Source organism: Nonomuraea terrae (assembly GCF_004348995.1).
In the GTDB taxonomy this organism is placed as follows: Bacteria; Actinomycetota; Actinomycetes; order Streptosporangiales; family Streptosporangiaceae; genus Nonomuraea; species Nonomuraea terrae.
The window spans coordinates 1-16,487 of sequence record NZ_SMKQ01000202.1 but is presented as its reverse complement, the minus strand read 5'-3'; the positions used below and the strand labels follow the sequence as shown (position 1 = coordinate 16,487).

The following is a 16,487-nucleotide window of genomic DNA, read 5'->3' as shown; positions in this document are numbered from 1 at the left end:
CACCCGAGGTGCTGGCCTTCGACGGGGGGCGGGCGCCATGGGTGGCGGTGCCGTACGCACCGGGCCGGCCGGGGGCCGAGCGGTTCCTGGAGCCGGTCATGGTGGGCGGGACGTTCATCGGGGAGCCGCACGGGCCGGACTTCGTGCCGTTCTGGGTGACCGACCGGGCGCCGGCGCTGCCGGGCCTGCGGCGGCGGCCGCCGCTGACCGAGACGCGCAGGCGGGTGTTGATGGCCGCGCTGGCGGTGATCCTGCTGCTGCTCCTGGTGGTGGCGATCCTGCTGCTCATGGTGCTCGGCCGCGGCGACAGCGAGCCGCAGCCCCGGCAGTTGCCGCCGACGGTGTTCGTGCCGACGCCGCCGCCCACTCCGGAGAGCCCCGAGCCGGAGCCGTCGCCGTCGCCGTCGGAGTCGCCGAGCCAGAGCGCGCCGGGCACGCCGGGGACGCCGGGTGACGAGCCGGGCGGCGGCGAATCGGACCTGTGACGCCGGCTTGAGCCTGACGTAGCGTGAGGTTCTAGCGTCGGGCGGCATGGAGCTCATCGTTCACGACACCCTGACGGCGATGGCCGCGCTGCTGGCCCGGCCTCTCGACGAGCGGCCCGGCGCGCTGCGGGAGATGCTCGCTCCCATGAGCGAGGTCCTCCCGATGCCCGGCGACATCCTTCACATGCACCATCAGGGCGGCGGGTTCCGGGTCGACGCCGACGACCCGCGCTATCCGGCCGCCGTCCAGCACATGATCGAGTCCGACGTGCTCGGCCAGGTGCGGCGCGAACTGGAGCGCGCCTCCGCACGGCTGAGCGGGGCGGCGCAGCCGGAGCGGCTGCAGGTGATGTTCGTGCTCGGCGACCCCGGCAACGAGCACCTGATGACGACCGCGGGCGGCTACTACGGCATGGGCGGCCTGCCCGGCCTGCTCTACCTGCTGGCCTGGCCGTCGGACGAGGTGATCGGCCGGATCGGTCACCTGGCGGTGCACGAGTTCCACCACAACGTCCGCTACCAGACCGTCGAGTGGAACCCGGCCACGGTGACGGTGGGCGAGCACATCGTGGCCGAGGGGCTGGCCGAGGCGTTCGTCCGGGAGCTGTCGGGGCCGCAGGCCATGGGGCCGTGGTCGTCGATGGTGCGGGGAGAGGCGTTCGAGCGGGCGTATGCGCGGATCATGGCGGACTTCGACCTGGAGGGGATGGCCAACACGCCGGCGTACGTGCTGGGGGACAGCCCGATGCGCAACTTCGGGCAGGAGCCGCGCGGCATCCCCGACATGGCCGGGTACGCCGTGGGGCTCCACCTGGTCGACCGGGCCCTGGCCGCCACCGGGCTGAGCGCGGCCGAGGCCACGGTGGTGCCGGCGGGCGAGCTGATGCGGCGCGCCGGGCTGCGGCCGTAGGCCGGGCGTTCATTCTCATATTCGGGATTGCATGTCGATGGAAATTCGCTGAGGGAGTAATGCGCCCATAGAGAAATGCGCCGCCAGCGAAAAGATTGCAGAATGCGCGGCGCGTGGGTCTAGCGTTTTTCGTGGATATACCCGCGAAGAAAGGCGACCGGCATGACGGAGACCCAGCGCGCCGCGGCCTGGCCTGACCAGCTGAGTCAGCGCCTGCTGAAGGAGCGCATCGTCGTCCTCGGGCAGGAGGTCGACGATGACATTTGCAACCGGCTCTGCGGCGAGCTGCTTTTGCTCGCGGCCGAAGACCCCAAGCGCGACATAACTCTTTACATCAATTCTCCGGGCGGTTCGGTGTCGGCCGGGATGGCGCTCTACGACATGATGCAGTTCATTCCGTGCGACGTGGCGACGGTGGCGATGGGCTTCGCCGCCTCCATGGGCCAGGTGCTGCTGTCGGCGGGCGCGAAGGGCAAGCGTTACGCCCTGCCCAACGCCCGCGTCGTGATGCACCAGCCCTTGGGCGGCATCGGCGGCTCGGCCAGCGACATCCAGATCCAGGCCGACAACATGCTCTACACAAAGCGCCGGATGGCCGAGATCATCGCCCACCACACGGGCCAGCCCCTCGAGCGCATCCAGGCCGACTCCGACCGCGACCGCTGGTTCACGGCCCAGGAGGCGCTCGAGTAGGGCATCGTCGACCACATCGCGGAAGGGATGAACTGAGATGAGCGGCTACGTGCTGCCGTCGTTCACCGAGCGCACCTCCTACGGCGTGCGCGAGCTGAACCCCTACACCAAGCTGTTCGAAGACCGGGTCGTCTTCCTCGGCACCCCGATCGACGACGGCGTGGCCAACGCCGTGATGGCCCAGCTGCTCACGCTGGAGTCGCTCGACCCCGACCGGGACATCAACATCTACATCAACTCGCCGGGCGGGTCGTTCACGGCGATGGCGGCGATCTACGACACGATGCAGTTCGTCCGGCCGGAGATCCACACGGTCTGCATCGGCGAGGCGGCCTCGGCGGCGGCGGTGCTGCTCGCGGCCGGCACGCCCGGCAAGCGGGCGGCGCTGCCGCACGCGCGGGTGCTGCTGCACCAGCCGCACACCGAGGGCGGGCGCGGGCAGGGCAGCGACCTGGAGATCCACGCCAGGGAGATCCTGCGGATGCGTGACCAGCAGGAGGAGATCCTGTCGCGGCACACCGGGCGGGGCGTGCTGGAGATCAGGAAGGACATCGAGCGCGACCGCATCCTCACGGCCGAGCAGGCCCGCACGTACGGGCTGATCGACGACATCTACGCCTCCAGGAAGCGCACCCTCGCCGTCCGCCGCTGATTCCGGCGGCGGGTCTCCAGGGGAGTGCCGTGTCCTGGTCAGGGCACGGGGCTCCCCTTTCTCGTGCCTGGTGGCGATGGCAAAATATGGGCGGATTATGGGGATTGAGTCAGCTTTGCCTTGATTTTGAGGGATTCCGCCAGTAAGCATGGGATCCATGCAAGAAGGCGGCCAGATCGACGAGCTGGACCGGGCGATCGTCGCGGCTCTGCAGCTGAACGGGCGTGCCCCGTGGAGCCTCATCGCCCGGCTCGTCGGCGCGAGCGAGTCCACCGTCGTCCGCCGGGCCGGCCTGCTCGGCGACAGCGGGCTGCTGAAGGTCATCGGCGTGGCCGACGTCCTGCGCTGCGGGCTCGGCGTGCCGGTGCTGAGCCGGCTGCGCTGCCGGCCCGGCACCACGTACGACGTCGCCGCCGCGATCGCCGGCCGGCCGCAGGCCAGGTTCGTCACGGTGGTGTCGGGCAGCGCCGACTGCGTGGCCGAGTTCGTGGTGCCCTCCCACACCGACATCGGGCGGATCATGGTGGCCGACGTGCCCGGCGGCGACCGCGTCACCGAGAGCGAGACGCACGCGGTCATGCGGACGTTCGTCTCCAACCACGACTGGAACCCCGGCGTCCTCGACGAGCGGGCCACCGCCGAGCTGCGCGACGCGGCCGAGCCACCGTTCGAGGACTGCCTCGGCGAGGGCACGCCGGAGCGGCTCGACGCGCTGGAGCTGGCGATCATCCAGGCGCTCGGCGAGGACGGCCGCATGCCGTACAAGACGCTGGCCCGGGCCGTGGGCAGCAGCGAGTCGACCGCCAAGCGGCGGGTCGAGTCGCTGGTGCGCCGCGGCTGCCTGCGCTTCCGCACACTGGCCGAGCCGGAGGTGCTCGGGTACGCGGTGGAGTTCATGCTCTGGCTGGAGGTCGAGCCCGGCCTGCTGGAGCGGGCGGGGCAGCAGCTCGCCGCGCACCCCTCGACCCGCTACCTGTCGGCCACCACCGGCCGCTTCAACCTGGTCGCGCAGGTGGCGCTGCGCCACTACGGCGGTCTGTTCCGCTACCTGACCGGTGACGTCGGCTCCCTGCCCGGCCTGCGCGCCGCCGACGTGACCCTCCAGCTGACCACGCTCAAACGCGCGTGGGCGCCCACCCCCGCCGCACGGACGGAGAACCCCGCATCATGACCGAACAGCAGCCCTGGCAGTGGGACGAGCAGACCTGGCGCGGCCACGTCGAGCGGGTCCGCGCCGGGCGCAGCCTGCGCCCCCGCACCTGGCCCGGCGGCGCCCGCGTCGCCGTCGCGCTGTCGTTCGACTCCGACCACGAGACGATCCCGTTGCGCGACGGCGAGACCAGCCCCGGCAAGCTCGCCCAGGGCGAGTACGGCTCCCGCGTCGGCGCCCCGCGCGTGCTGCGCCTGCTGGAGCGCTTCGGCGTCCCGGCCTCGTTCTTCATGCCGGCCGTCTCCGCGCTGCTGCACCCGGAGGAGGTGCGCGGTTACGTCGCCGCCGGCCACGAGGTCGCGATGCACGGCTGGATCCACGAGCGCAACATGCTGCTGGAGCCGGCGCAGGAGCGGGAGCTCGCCCTGCGCGCCGCCGACACGCTGGAGCGGCTGGCCGGCACACGCCCGGTGGGCATCCGCACCCCGTCGTGGGACTTCTCCGATCACACCCTCGCCATCACCCGCGAGCTGGGCCTGACCTACGACTCCTCGCTGATGGCCGACGACGAGCCGTACGAGCTGCTGGCCGGCGGCGAGCCGACCGGCATCGTGGAGATCCCCGTGGAGTGGATCAGAGACGACGCGCCCTACCTGATGATGGAGCGCTACGGCTCGCTGCGGCCGTACACGCCGCCGCGCGAGGTGGCCGGGATCTGGCGCGACGAGTTCGACGCCGCCCACGCCGAAGGCGGGCTGTTCCAGCTCACCATGCACCCCCACATCATCGGCCACCGCTCCCGCATGGCCGCGCTCACGGAGTTGCTGGAGCACATCGACGCCCACGAGGGCGTCTGGTACGCCACCCATGCCCAGATCGCCGACTACGTCCTGGAGCACGCATGACGGTCGCCTCCCCCGCCCCCACCAAACTGACCCCCGCACAGCGCAAGGCGATCGTCGCCGGCGCGATCGGCAACACCGTCGAATGGGTCGACTGGGCCATCTACACCACGTTCGCCTCGATCTTCTCCCGCCAGTTCTTCCCCTCCGGCGACTCCACCGCGAGCCTGCTGTCCACCCTTGCCGTCTTCGCCGTGGGCTTCCTCATGCGGCCCATCGGCGGCGCCATCCTCGGCGCGTACGGCGACCGGCACGGCCGCAAGAAGGGCCTGACGCTGACGATCTCGCTGATGGCTGGGGCCTCGTTCGCCATCGCGATCTGCCCCGGCTACGAGACCATCGGCATCGCCGCGCCGATCGTCCTGGTGCTGGCCCGCCTGGTCCAAGGCTTCTCGGCAGGCGGCGAGTTCGGCACCTCCTCCGCGTTCCTCGTCGAGTCGGCGGCGCGCGGGCGGCGGGCGTTCGCCGGTTCCTGGCAGCAGGTCTCGGTGGGCGGCGGCGTGCTGATCGCCTCCGCGCTCGGCACGGTGCTCACCTCGACGCTGGACGAGGCGGCGCTGCAGAGCTGGGGCTGGCGGATCGCGTTCCTCCTCGGCGGCCTGCTCGGACTGGTCGGTCTCTGGCTGCGGGTCTCGGTGCCCGAGACGGAGGCGTTCGCCAAGGTCCGGTCGTCCGGCCGCACCCGCGCCAACCCGCTGGTCTCGATGGTCAGGGACCATCCGCGGGCGGCGCTGCGGGTGGCGGGCGTGACGATCGCCGGGACGCTGCTGTACTACATCTGGGTCAGCTATATGCCGACATATGCCCATGTGACCACCGGGATTCCGCTGAACCAGGCGCTGCTGGCCAACACGATCGCGGTGCTGGTGTTCCTGATCCTGCTGCCGTTCGGCGGGCTGCTGTCGGACCTGGTCGGGCGTAAGCCCACCATGCTCGCCTTCGCGGTGGGCTTCCTGGTGCTGGCCTGGCCGGCGTTCCAGTTCCTGGACGGCGGGTTCGGCTCGCTGCTGGCCATCGAGCTCGCCGGCATGGTGTTCCTCGTGGGCTACTCCGCCAACTGCGCGGTGATCATGGCCGAGCAGTTCCCCGCCGAGGTCCGCACGACCGGGATCGGGCTGCCGTACGCGCTGGCCGTCGCGATCTTCGGCGGCACCGCCCCGTACGTCACCACCTGGCTGAGCTCCAGCGGTCACGGCGACAAGGTGTGGCTCTACGTGGCCGCCGCCGCGCTCGTCGGCGTGGCCGTCTACGCCACCATGCCCGAGACCCGGGGAAAGGAGCTGACATGACCCGCCACGTCCTGGTCACCGGCGCGGCGAGCGGCATCGGCGCCGCCGTCTGCGAGCTGTTCGCGACCGGCGACCGCGTCACCGCCGTGGACCTGCGGCCGGAACCCCTGGCCGAGGTCTCCGCCCGCACCGGCGCCGGCCGGATCGTCGCCGACCTGGCCGACGCGGAGCAGGCCGCGGGCCTGGTGGAACGGGCCTGGCGCGAGCACGGCCCGGTGGACGTCGTCGTGAACGCGGCCGGCATCTACCCGGCGACGCCGTTCCTGCAGATGACCGCCGCCCAGTGGGACCGCGTGCAGCACGTCAACGTCCGCGCCCCCATGCTCGTCACCGCCGCCTTCGGCCGGGCCTGCGCGGCCGAGGGACGCTTCGGCGCGGTGGTGAACATCGCCTCGGGAGCCGCCCTGCGCGCCCGTCCCGGCGCGGCCCACTACTGCACGTCGAAGGCCGCGCTGGAGATGCTCACCAAGGCCGCGGCCGTCGAGCTCGGCCCGCTCGGCGTGCGCGTCAACGCGGTCAGCCCCGGCTTCGTCACCGTCGACAGCCCCGCCAACCCCGTCACCGAGGAGTACGCCGCCGCCGTCTCGGCCAACCCGCTCGGCCGGCGCGGGCTGCCGGCCGACGTCGCCGGGGCCGTGCGCTGGCTGGCCGGCGAGGAGGCCGGGTGGGTGACGGGCACCGTGCTGCGGGTCGACGGCGGGGCGTCGGCGGGCACCACCGCGCTGCCCCTGCACTGGAACGGAACGAGCGAGGTACAACGCGCATGAACGCCCCCTACACGATCGTCGGCGGCGGCGCCATCGGCGGGACCATCGCCTTCCACCTGGCGCGGGGCGGACACGAGGTGCTCCTCGTCGACGCCGACGCCGCCCACGTGGCGGCGGTCCGCCGCGACGGCCTCGTGCTGCGGCGGGCCGGCGGCGACGAACGCGTCCGCCTCGGCGCGGCGACCCCCGAGGAGGTGGAAGGGCCGTTGCACAGCGTGCTCCTGTGCGTGAAGGCGCAGGCCACGGCGGAGGCGGCGGCCTGGATCGCGCCCCGGCTCGACCCCGGCGGCCACGTCGTGTCGGTGCAGAACGGGCTCAACGAGCAGCTCATCGCCGAGTACGTCGGCGCCGGACGCGTCGTGGGCTCGTTCGTGAACATCTTCGCCGACGTGGTCGAGCCGGGCGTCGTGCGCGACGGCGGGCCGGGGGCGTTCGTGATCGGCGAGCTCGACGGGCGCTCCAGCGAGCGGGTGGACCGGCTGGTCGCCGACCTGGCCGGGGCCGGCGCGAAGGCCACCGGCAACGTCCGCGGCCATCTGTGGGCCAAGCTCGGGTTCGGGGCCATGCTGAGTGCGACCGCGCTGGCCGACGCGCCGATGGCCGACCTGATCGACCGGCACCGGCCGCTCATGCACGCGCTGGTGGCCGAGGTGTTCGCGGTGGCGGGCGGGCTCGGGCTGCGGCTGGAGCCGTTCGACGCCTTCGACGCCGCCGCGTACGCGCCGGGTGCGCCCGAGCGGGCGCGGGAGGAGGCCACCGACCGGCTCACGGCGTGGCTGCGTACCCAGCCGAAAGACCGCAGCGGCATCTGGCGCGACATCGCCGTGCGGCGCCGCCCGATCGAGGTGCACGAGCACTACCGGCCCGTCCTGGCGCGGGCCGAGGCGGACGGGACGCCGGTGCCGCTGCTGCGCGGCCTGCTCGCCCGGCTGGCCGACGTGGAGGCGGGACGGGCTCCGATGAGCGAGGACCACCTCACCGAGCTGGGGAAGGCCGGGTGATCCGCCCAGTGTCCAACCCCTAAAACCCGACTTATACACTCTTGGGGTTTATTGGGGGATTTCGGGGGAGTGGCGCGTGCCGCTGGAGCAGTTTCTGGTGTTGCTGGCAGCGGCGGCCGCAGCGGGTTGGGTCGACGCCGTCGTGGGCGGCGGCGGTCTCCTGCAGCTTCCCGCCATCCTCGTGACCGGCATGCCGACGGTCGAGGCGATGGCCACCAACAAGTTCTCCTCGGTGTTCGGCACCGCCTCCGCCGCCGTCGCGTACTCGCGCTCCGCCAAGGTCGACCGGCAGGTGGCGCTGCCCGGCGCCGCCCTCGCCGCGCTGAGCGCCGGGCTGGGCGCGTGGGCGGCGGCGGCCATCTCCGCCGAGGTGCTGCGCCCGGCCGTCATGGTGGTGCTGGTCGCCGTGGCCGTGTTCGTGACGCTGCGGCCGTCGATGGGCGCCGTGCCGGAGCCGCGGCTGCGGACCGGGCCGCGGGTGGCGGCCGCGGTGGCCACGGCCGGCGTGGGGATCGCCTTCTACGACGGCATCATGGGGCCGGGCACGGGGACGTTTCTCATCATCGCCTTCACCACCATCCTCGGGCTCGACTTCGTCGCCGCCTCGGCCTCCGCCAAGATCATCAACGTCGGGACGAACCTCGGCGCGCTGGCGGTGTTCGGGGCGCAGGGGCACGTGCACTGGGCGCTCGGCCTCGGCATGGCGGTCTGCAACGTGGCCGGCGCCCAGTTCGGCGCCCGCATGGCGCTCAGGCGCGGGGCGGCGTTCGTCCGGATCGTGCTGCTGGTCGTGGTCGTGGCGATGGTGATCAGGCTCGGCTGGCAGCAGTTCGGCTGAGCGGCCGCCGGCGGGGCGATAATGGAGGGGTGCGTGCCAGCCGTCTGCTCTCGCTGCTGCTGCTCCTGCAGACACGTGGGCGTATGACCGCGCCCGAGATCGCGCGTGAGCTGGAGGTGTCGGTCCGCACGGTCTACCGCGACGTGGAGGCGCTGTCTGCGGCCGGCGTCCCGGTCTACGCCGACAGGGGCCCGGCGGGCGGCTACCGGCTGCTCGACGGCTACCGCACCCGCCTCAACGGGCTCACCGCCGAAGAGGCCTCCTCGCTGTTCCTGGCCGGGCTGCCCGGCCCCGCCGCCGAGCTGGGGCTGGCCGAGGTCGCGGCCAACGCCGAGCTGAAGCTGCTGGCCGCGCTGCCGCCCGAGCCGCGCTCCCACGCCTCCCGGATGCGCGAGCGGTTCCTGCTCGACGTGCCCGGCTGGTACCGCTCGGCCGACGACGTGCCCCACCTCGGCGAGGCGTCCGAGGCGGTGTGGGACCAGCGGCCGCTGCGCATGACGTACCGGCGCTGGGGGAGCCAGGAGGTCGAGCGGGTGGTCCACCCGTACGGGCTGGTGCTCAAGGGCGGGTCCTGGTACATGGTGGCCGCGCCGCCCGGCGGCTCGCCGCGCACGTACCGGGTGGCGCGGATCCTGACCGTGGAGACGCTGCCCGGGCGGTTCACCCGGCCTGAGGGGTTCGACCTGGGCGAGTTCTGGCGGGCGTACGCCAAGGAGTTCCGCGAGCGGATGTACACCGCCGAGGCCGTCATCAAGCTCGCGCCCGGCCTGGAGAGCCTGCTGGCGTACACCATGGGGCAGGACGTCGTCGGCGCGGCGCTGGCCGCGGCCGGCGAGCCCGACCCCGAGGGCTGGACCACGCTCACCGTGCCCGTCGAGTCGATCACCCACGCGCGCTGGCTGCTGCTGCGCCTGGGCGCCGGCGTCGAGGTGCTGGAGCCGCCGGAGCTGCGCGCGCTCATGTGCGAGGCGGTCGAGGAGCTGGCCAAGCTGTACGGCTGAATAACCGAGCGCGATCCGGCGGGCCGTTCTGCCAGTATTCCGGCATGTATCTTCTCGCGTTCGCGGGCGCGTGCGTCCTGGTGGCCATGGTGCCGGGGGTCAGCACGGCCATCATCCTGCGTCAGACCCTGCGCGCCGGCCGCGGCTCCGGCCTGGCCGCCACCGCGGGCAACGAGACCGGCATCCTGCTGTGGGGCCTGGCCGCCGCGTTCGGCCTGTCGGCGCTGCTCGTGGCCTCCCAGGTGGCCTACGACGTCATGCGCGTGACCGGGGCCGTCGTCCTGGTCGTCATGGGGGCCCAGGCGCTGTGGCAGGCCCGCAAGGGGGCGCCGCCCGCGCCCGAGGGCGAGGCGGTGCCCGGGTGGCGCGGCCCGTACCTGGCCGGTCTCGGCACGTGCCTGGCCAACCCCAAGGCGGCGGTCTTCGCGATGTCGTTCCTGCCGCAGTTCGTCCCCGCCGGGCAGAACGTGCCGCTGACGCTCGTGACGCTGGCCGTCGTCTGGGTGGCGGTCGACCTGCTCTGGTACGGCGCCCTCATCTGGGCCGTGGCCAAGGCCCGCGACCTGCTGGGACGGCCCGCGGTCCGGCGGCGGCTGGAGCAGCTGTCCGGCGTGCTGCTGATCGGCCTCGGCGTGCGGATGGCGGTGGAGTCGCGATGACGATCCGGCACGCCGAGAAGGGCGCGGGCGAGCCGGTGGTGCTGCTGCACTCGACGGCCGCCGACTCCGGCATGTGGCAGGCGCAGGTGGACGCGCTGTCCGAGCGGTTCCGGGTGATCACAGTGGACTTCCGCGGGTACGGGCGCACGCCGTACCGCGCGGACGGGCCGTACGGTGACGCCGGCGACGTGGCCAAGGTGCTGGCCGCGCTGGAGATAACACGGGCGGCCATGGTCGGCGCGTCCGGCGGGGCCCGGGTGGCGCTGGAGCTCGCCTCGGCCGGGCTGGCCGGGCGGCTGGTGCTGCTCAACCCCGTCGCCGACCTGGAGCCCACGCCGGACCTGCGGGCGTACTGGGCGGAGGAACGGCGGCTGCTGGAGCAGGGCGACGTCCAGGGGGCCGCGGAGCTGAACGCCCGCACCCTGCTCGGGCCCGAGGCGACCGGCGACGCGCGGCGGCGGCTGGTGGCGATGCAGCGGCACGCGTTCGAGGTGCAGCTGGCCGCCGACCCGGAGCCCGAGCAGACCGAGGGCGAGCTGTCGCTGCCCGGCATCGACGTGCCCGCACTGGTGGTGGCGGGCGGCCACGACCTGCCGTACTTCCGGGAGAGCGCCCGGCACGTGGCCGCCGAGCTGCCCCGCTCGCGGCTGCTGGAGCTGGAGTGGGCCGGGCACCTGCCCGCGCTCGAACGTCCCGAGGAGATCAATGCACTGCTGCTGGATTACCTTTAGTGCATGACGAACGACCTGGCGGCCCTCATGAAGCAGGCGCAGGACGACGATCCGCTGCGGGCCCTGCACGCCACGACCGCGCTGCGCCGCGAGATCGAGCGCCTGGAGGCGGTGCAGGTGCGGCGCGCCCGGGTGGCGGGGCTGGCCTGGTCGCAGATCGCCGACGCGATCGGCGTGAGCAAGCAGGCCGTGCACAAGAAGTACGGCCGCCAGTGACGCTCGGCCGGTCCGCTGATCGGCGGACCGGCGCCTGATCCGCCCCGCCCGGTGCTCAGTAGGCGACCTGGACGGTGGCGATGCCGAGGGTGCTGGTCATCGGCAGCAGACCGGCCTCGAAGACCGCGCCCAGGAACGGCGCGACCAGCTGCCCGAGGCGGGCCGCGCGTTCCTCGCCGAGGCGCCGCCAGGGCTCGGCGGCCAGTTGGTCGGTCATCCGCTCCACCTGGTCGCGCAGCGCCCGGCCCTCGTCGGTGGCCGTGCCGTCCGGGTGGACCAGCCCGCGGGCCGCGAGACGTTCCGCGGCCTCGTTCCACTCCTGTTCGCTCCAGCCGCGGCCGGCGAAGTTCGGCGCCGGCGCGGCGCCGATCGCGGCGAACGACACCAGGGCCTCGCACCCGTCCAGCTCGGCGGCGGCCAGTGCCGCCAGGTGGCCGTCGCCGCGGTGCTCGCGCAGCACGGTGACGGCGTGCCAGAGCGCCAGGTGGGGCTCGCCGGGCCAGGGCAGGTCGAGGTTGGCCGCCGCCAGCGGGCGCCCCGCCGCCTGGACGCTCTCCGCCGCCCTCATGGCGAGCCCGGCCGCCTCGGCCATGGCGTCACCGGCGACCGCGTCGCCGAGCAGCGCGCGGTAGGTGCGGTCGACCGCCTCGGCGCGGGCCCGCAGCACCTTGTCGGGGGCGGCGACGTCCCAGACGGCGGGCACGTGCTCGGCCACCATGCGGGGGCTGAAGCTGTAGTACGCCGCCGTGGCCAGGTGGGTGCCCGTCCTGCCGAGAGGCGCGGTGCGGTAGGCGAAATAGGCGGGCCAGCGTGACTCCACGTCGTAGCCCAGCGCCGCCGCCTCCTCGAACGCCTGCGGGGCGAAGTAGAGCACGGCGTGGAGGGGCTCAAGCTGGTGCCACATGCGGCGGGCAAGTGCGGGCGATGCGCTCACGGCTTTCCTCACTGTCTAGATAAGCTATGCCAGTGACGATAGAGGCGTGGCGCATCACTGGTCAATCGCAAATAGACAGTTATGTCGGCAGATGGGCGGGGCTCGCCGTCCTCCTCGTGAACGCACTGCACGTCACGCAGGCGCGCGGCCGTCCCGTCGAGCACCCCGCCGACCGCCGCGCCGCCCTGGAAGCCGCCTTCACCCGCCACGACTGGACGCCCGGCCCCGCCGTGGGGGAGGGCCGTGTGAGATTGACGGAGGAGGGTGCCGATCGGCTTGCCGGTGTGGCCGCGGAGCTTCACCCGGCCTTCGGCGGCGACGTGGCGGCGCTCAACCGGGCGCTGGTCCGCCACGGCGCGGTGCCGAGCCTGCACGGCGACCCGCCGGTGCTGGCCTTCCACCGGCCCGGGACGGACCTGGTCGACGCCTGGGCGGCCGACGCGTGCACGGCCCTCGCCATGGTGATCGGGGTGGGGCAGGGACGGCGGTTGCGCTCGTGCGAGGCGGACGGTTGCGAGCTGGTGTTCTTCGACGTCACGCGGAACGCCTCCCGCCGGTTCTGCGGGCTTTCCTGCCAGAACCGCGCGAAGGCCACCGCCTACCGCGCCCGCCGCCGTACGTGACGAGGGGTGCTTGACCGGGCGTGACGGGGCACACCTGGTGCATGCGACAGATCGACGAAGCCCCGTCGTGGTACGACCGCCGCCCAGCCAGCGGGCACACCGGCTGAACCCCGTGGATCACGGGAGTGGCCTGGTGCCCGGACGGCTGGTCTCGTGGCTGCTCCTGCTGCTCGCAGCCGCGGCCGGTGCCGTGGACGTGTTGTGCCTGATGAGACTGGGCGGCGTGTTCGCCGGCGTCATCACCGGAAACCTGGTGCACGTCGGCCGGGCCGTGGCGACGCGCGACGGCGAGCTCGTGCTCGCGGCCGCCATCGCCGTGGTGGGCTACGCCGCCGGTGTCGCGGCGGCCAACGTCGGCATGCGTTGTGGACGGCCGCACCGCGGCAGCGGATGGGGCCGCAGGGCCGGAGCCGTCGCGGCGGGGGAGTGCCTCCTGCTGGCCGGTGTGGCGGCGACGTGGGCCGTCACCGGCGGCCGGCCGGGCGAGGACGTGGCGGTGGTGCTCCTCGTGCTCAGCTCACTGGCGATGGGGGTGCAGAGCGCCCTGTCTCTCGGGTCGGGCATGCCGGCGGCGTCGACCACGTTCCTCACCGGCACCCTGACCGGGGTCGTGGGCGCGTTCACCGGCACCCCGTCGGAGCGAGCAGGCGTGGCGGGCGGCCTCGCCCGCCTGACGGCGCTCCTGTGCGGTGCCGCCGCCGGGGCGCTCCTCCTCCACCTCGCGCCGCTGTACGCGCCCTCCTTCCCCGTGGTGCTGCTCGGAGCGGTGGCCGCCACCGTCCTGACGTTCACCCGCCGCCGCAAGAGCTGACCGGCGGCGCGGGGCGGTCAGGGGTTGATCTCGTAGACGGCGGTGGTGCCGCTGATCTCGTTGCCGACGACGAGGAGCGGGGTGCGGGTCGGGCTGTCGTGGGCGTCGATGAAGAGCACGCCCTCGGGACCGACGTCACCCGCGGTGCCGGCCTCGACGTCGCCGGTGAAGTCGCGCGTGTTGACGTACCCGGCCTCGCGGGGGTCGCGCGGGTCGGACAGGTCGAACACGGCGACGCCCCCGACCCGCTCCAGGCCCACGAAGGCGTACGGGCGGCCGCGTACGGTGCCGACCGTGACGCCCTCAGGCTCGGGGCCCTTGTTGTCGCTGCGCGAGTCGAAGGAGTCGTTCTCCTCGTTGTCGAAGTTGAACTGCCCGGGCAGCTCGCGGGCGATCAGCTGCTCCAGCCGGCTGCCGGAGTCCCACACCAGCGAGCCGTCGGTGGCGCGCACCGAGATGGAACGGCCGCCGAAGACCCGCAGCCCGGTGTACCTGCCCTGCGCGTCCTTGGGCGAGTCGGCCAGCACGGTGAGCCGGCCCAGCTCGGAGTCCTGCTTGAGCCGCGCCGCGTCCGGGAACGCCGCAGGCGACAGCTCGGCGTCCTTGACCCGTACCTCGTCGGCGTGGCACTCCCATTCCCGGCTGTCGCCCTCGTTGGCCGTCACCAGGTACGTCCGGCCGCGGCTGCGGAAGTGGTCGACGGCGTCCGGCATGTACACGCCCTTGACGGGATGCGGACGAATGTCGATCTTGTCGTCCTTGTCGGAGGCGTCGAACGCGTTGGCCGGCTTGGCGTGGTCCTTCAGCCCGAGCGGCACGATGTCGCGCACGGCGGCCCGGTCGAGGTCCACGACGGCCAGGGCGTTGTTCTCCTGCAGGGTGACCCAGGCGGTGCCCTTCTCGGTGGTGATGTACTCGGGCTCCAGGTCCTGGGCGACGCTCACGCCGGGGCCGCTGATCCGCACGCCCTCGGCGCGCAGCTGCCGCTCCTTGCCGTTCCAGGCCGTGAAGCGGGCGGTGCGGACGGCGCCGGTGCGCACGTCGACGACGCTGACCGAGCCCTCGGGGTCGTTCACGTCGCCGGCGCAGTACGAGGCGGCCTCGCCCTCGTTGGCGACGACGACCTTCCTGCCGTCCTCGGTGAAGGTCAGCATGTCCGGCAGCGCGCCGACGGTGACCTGGCGCAGCTTTTCGCCGGTGGACGCCCGGAAGAAGGCGACGCTGCCCGCGGCCGTCTTGTCCGCGGCCTGCTGGGCGACGGCCACCAGCCCGTCGTGCACGGCCACGCTGTTGGCGCCGGGCGTGGCGAGGGTGGCGACCTTGCGCGGGCTGCGCGGGTCGCGCAGGTCGAGTACGTCCACCGTGCCCCGCTCCGCGTTGATCACGAAGACGCGCCGGGTCTTGGCGTCGTACGCGGTGATCTCCGCCGCGCCGGCCCCGACCGCGCCGGCGGAGTACCGGCCGAGCAGGGACAGCTCCAGGCCGGAGGGCCTGACCTGGGCGGATGCGGCAGCGGCCGGGAATGTCGACAGGACGGACAGGCTCGCCGCCGCCAGGGAGAGTGCAGTGGTGGTACGCATGGGGCGCAGTGTCCTGAGGTCGCATGACCGGTCGTCGCCTTCCGGATGACCGGAACCTGAACCCTCCGTGACCAGGTGGCCCGCCGCGTACGGGGTCTTCGCCCGGGTAGCCGTCCGGTCATGAGGTTCGGGAACTGGGACGTGCGGCCGCTCGGCGGCTGGGTGGGCTGCCTGCTGATGATCGCCGTGTCGATCCTGCTGTCCGTGGTGCTGACCGTCGTCATCAACCTGCTGCTGTAGGGCGGGGGCGCCTGCCGCGCCCCCGCCGGCGCGTCACTTCAGCGGCGCCCGCCGCAGGTCCCAGTAGCCCGTCGTCGGCTGCATGCCGAACGACTTGTTGAGCCCGAGCACGGACTCGTTCGTCTCGTGATTGTGCGTCACCACGGACCGGCCGCCGGCGCGGCGGGCGCGCAGGAACGCCTCCGTCTTCAGCGCGCGGGCGATGCCCCGCCGCCGGTACGAGGCGTCGACCCCGGTGAACATCGTGTACCAGACGCCCTCCTCGATCCGGGGCGCGACGACCGTGATGCCGAGGGCGCGCGGCGCGCTCTCGTCCGGCTCCTCCTGCTCGGCCAGCAGCAGGATGGCGTCGGGCGGGAAATAGTGGCGCCCCTGCTCGGGATCGGCGCTCTGGTCGCTCGGCAGGCCGGGCATGCACCGCAGGGCGCACTCCAGCACGGTCTCCGGCTCCGTCGCCATGTCGGCCCGGCGGATCCTCACCCCGGCCGAGCGGGCCGCCTCGCGGGCCCGCGTCTCGAGCGTGCCGTCCTCGGCGGCGAGGTCGAAGCTCCATCCCAGGTTGTCGCCCTTCACCGCGAAACCCCGCCGCTCGGCGAAACGCCGGCCGTCGGCCCGGTCGTCACGGAGATGACAGGACGCGGGGAGCGACTCGTGCGCGAGCCGCTCGTCCAGCAGGTCCGCCAGCGCGCCGCCCACTCCTCGCCCGCGGTACGGCTCGGCGACCGCCACGAGCGTGATGACAAGACCGGGGAACACGGGGTCGCTCGACAGGAGCGCCGCGCCGGCGATCCTGCCGTCCCGTTCCGCCACGAACGCGTGGCCTTGCTCGCCGGCCTCGGCGGCGGTCAACTGGAGGGTCACGTGGTGCGGGACGCCTGAGGCGCTCGTCAGCATGAGCAGGTCGGCCGCCGGACCGATGTCGTCTCGGCGCACAGGACGAAAGGCAAAATCTGAAAAACAGACATAGCGCGCATTTTGGCACGGAGTGGATCCCCCGCCCGGCGG

18 protein-coding genes and 1 pseudogene are annotated in these 16,487 nt (G+C 73.1%); 16 read left to right on the top strand and 3 right to left on the bottom strand.

Translation table 11 applies throughout. From position 1 onward, the window contains the following. From E1286_RS38365 to E1286_RS38300, 14 genes and pseudogenes are all read left to right on the top strand, one after another. Positions 1-485 (top strand): annotated as a pseudogene (locus E1286_RS38365) (hypothetical protein); the annotation flags it as partial. 46 nt (positions 486-531) lie between these two features. Then, positions 532-1,395 (top strand): DUF2268 domain-containing putative Zn-dependent protease, encoded by an 864-nt coding sequence (locus E1286_RS38360; RefSeq protein ID WP_132620740.1) that lies wholly within the window; start codon positions 532-534, stop codon positions 1,393-1,395. A gap of 162 nt (positions 1,396-1,557) precedes the next feature. Then, complete coding sequence (locus E1286_RS38355) at positions 1,558-2,088, top strand: ClpP family protease (RefSeq protein ID WP_132620738.1); 531 nt, start codon at positions 1,558-1,560, stop codon at positions 2,086-2,088. A gap of 37 nt (positions 2,089-2,125) precedes the next feature. Continuing rightward, the gene (locus E1286_RS38350) at positions 2,126-2,740 is read left to right on the top strand and encodes an ATP-dependent Clp protease proteolytic subunit (protein WP_132620736.1); all 615 of its coding nucleotides are present in this window, start codon (positions 2,126-2,128) and stop codon (positions 2,738-2,740) included. Between the two features lie 157 nt (positions 2,741-2,897). After that, a complete protein-coding gene (locus E1286_RS38345) occupies positions 2,898-3,911 on the top strand; it encodes an Lrp/AsnC family transcriptional regulator (RefSeq protein WP_132620734.1) in 1,014 nt (337 codons plus the stop codon). Further along, complete coding sequence (locus tag E1286_RS38340; RefSeq protein WP_132620732.1) at positions 3,908-4,795, top strand: polysaccharide deacetylase family protein; 888 nt, start codon at positions 3,908-3,910, stop codon at positions 4,793-4,795. The genes E1286_RS38345 and E1286_RS38340 overlap by 4 nt, the downstream gene beginning before the upstream one ends. After that, positions 4,792-6,081 carry an MFS transporter gene (locus E1286_RS38335; RefSeq protein ID WP_132620730.1) on the top strand — a complete coding sequence of 430 codons (1,290 nt, stop codon included), beginning with the start codon at positions 4,792-4,794 and terminating at the stop codon, positions 6,079-6,081. Before E1286_RS38340 ends, E1286_RS38335 begins: the two co-directional genes overlap by 4 nt. Continuing rightward, positions 6,078-6,848, top strand: a complete 771-nt coding sequence (locus tag E1286_RS38330; protein ID WP_132620728.1) for an SDR family NAD(P)-dependent oxidoreductase — start codon at positions 6,078-6,080, stop codon at positions 6,846-6,848. The genes E1286_RS38335 and E1286_RS38330 overlap by 4 nt, the downstream gene beginning before the upstream one ends. Beyond that, complete coding sequence (locus tag E1286_RS38325; protein WP_132620726.1) at positions 6,845-7,849, top strand: ketopantoate reductase family protein; 1,005 nt, start codon at positions 6,845-6,847, stop codon at positions 7,847-7,849. The genes E1286_RS38330 and E1286_RS38325 overlap by 4 nt, the downstream gene beginning before the upstream one ends. A 76-nt stretch (positions 7,850-7,925) precedes the next feature. After that, on the top strand, positions 7,926-8,687 hold the full coding sequence (locus E1286_RS38320) for a TSUP family transporter (RefSeq protein WP_132620724.1): 762 nt from the start codon (positions 7,926-7,928) through the stop codon (positions 8,685-8,687). 29 nt (positions 8,688-8,716) lie between these two features. Next, positions 8,717-9,688, top strand: coding sequence for a helix-turn-helix transcriptional regulator (locus tag E1286_RS38315; protein WP_132620722.1), 972 nt, complete (start codon positions 8,717-8,719; stop codon positions 9,686-9,688). Positions 9,689-9,732: 44 nt separating this feature from the next. Continuing rightward, on the top strand, positions 9,733-10,347 hold the full coding sequence (locus E1286_RS38310; protein WP_132620720.1) for a LysE family translocator: 615 nt from the start codon (positions 9,733-9,735) through the stop codon (positions 10,345-10,347). Further along, positions 10,344-11,078, top strand: a complete 735-nt coding sequence (locus tag E1286_RS38305) for an alpha/beta fold hydrolase (RefSeq protein ID WP_132620718.1) — start codon at positions 10,344-10,346, stop codon at positions 11,076-11,078. The genes E1286_RS38310 and E1286_RS38305 overlap by 4 nt, the downstream gene beginning before the upstream one ends. Positions 11,079-11,081: 3 nt before the next feature. Further along, positions 11,082-11,294: a hypothetical protein gene (locus tag E1286_RS38300; RefSeq protein WP_111175610.1), complete on the top strand. Its 213-nt coding sequence runs from the start codon at positions 11,082-11,084 to the stop codon at positions 11,292-11,294. 55 nt (positions 11,295-11,349) lie between these two features. On the opposite strand, the gene E1286_RS38295 is transcribed toward E1286_RS38300, so the two are convergent. Further along, the gene (locus tag E1286_RS38295) at positions 11,350-12,198 is read right to left on the bottom strand and encodes an SCO6745 family protein (protein ID WP_132620742.1); all 849 of its coding nucleotides are present in this window, start codon (positions 12,196-12,198) and stop codon (positions 11,350-11,352) included. A gap of 146 nt (positions 12,199-12,344) precedes the next feature. Here E1286_RS38295 and E1286_RS38290 point away from each other — a divergent pair, with 146 nt between their 5' ends. Continuing rightward, positions 12,345-12,851, top strand: a complete 507-nt coding sequence (locus tag E1286_RS38290) for a CGNR zinc finger domain-containing protein (RefSeq protein ID WP_132620716.1) — start codon at positions 12,345-12,347, stop codon at positions 12,849-12,851. A gap of 112 nt (positions 12,852-12,963) precedes the next feature. Then, on the top strand, positions 12,964-13,662 hold the full coding sequence (locus E1286_RS38285) for a DUF1275 family protein (RefSeq protein WP_165970100.1): 699 nt from the start codon (positions 12,964-12,966) through the stop codon (positions 13,660-13,662). A gap of 17 nt (positions 13,663-13,679) precedes the next feature. Here E1286_RS38285 and E1286_RS38280 read toward each other — a convergent pair whose 3' ends face one another. Further along, complete coding sequence (locus E1286_RS38280) at positions 13,680-15,242, bottom strand: choice-of-anchor I family protein (RefSeq protein ID WP_132620712.1); 1,563 nt, start codon at positions 15,240-15,242, stop codon at positions 13,680-13,682. Between the two features lie 273 nt (positions 15,243-15,515). After that, positions 15,516-16,415 (bottom strand): GNAT family N-acetyltransferase, encoded by a 900-nt coding sequence (locus tag E1286_RS38275; RefSeq protein ID WP_132620710.1) that lies wholly within the window; start codon positions 16,413-16,415, stop codon positions 15,516-15,518. Positions 16,416-16,487 lie beyond the last annotated feature (72 nt).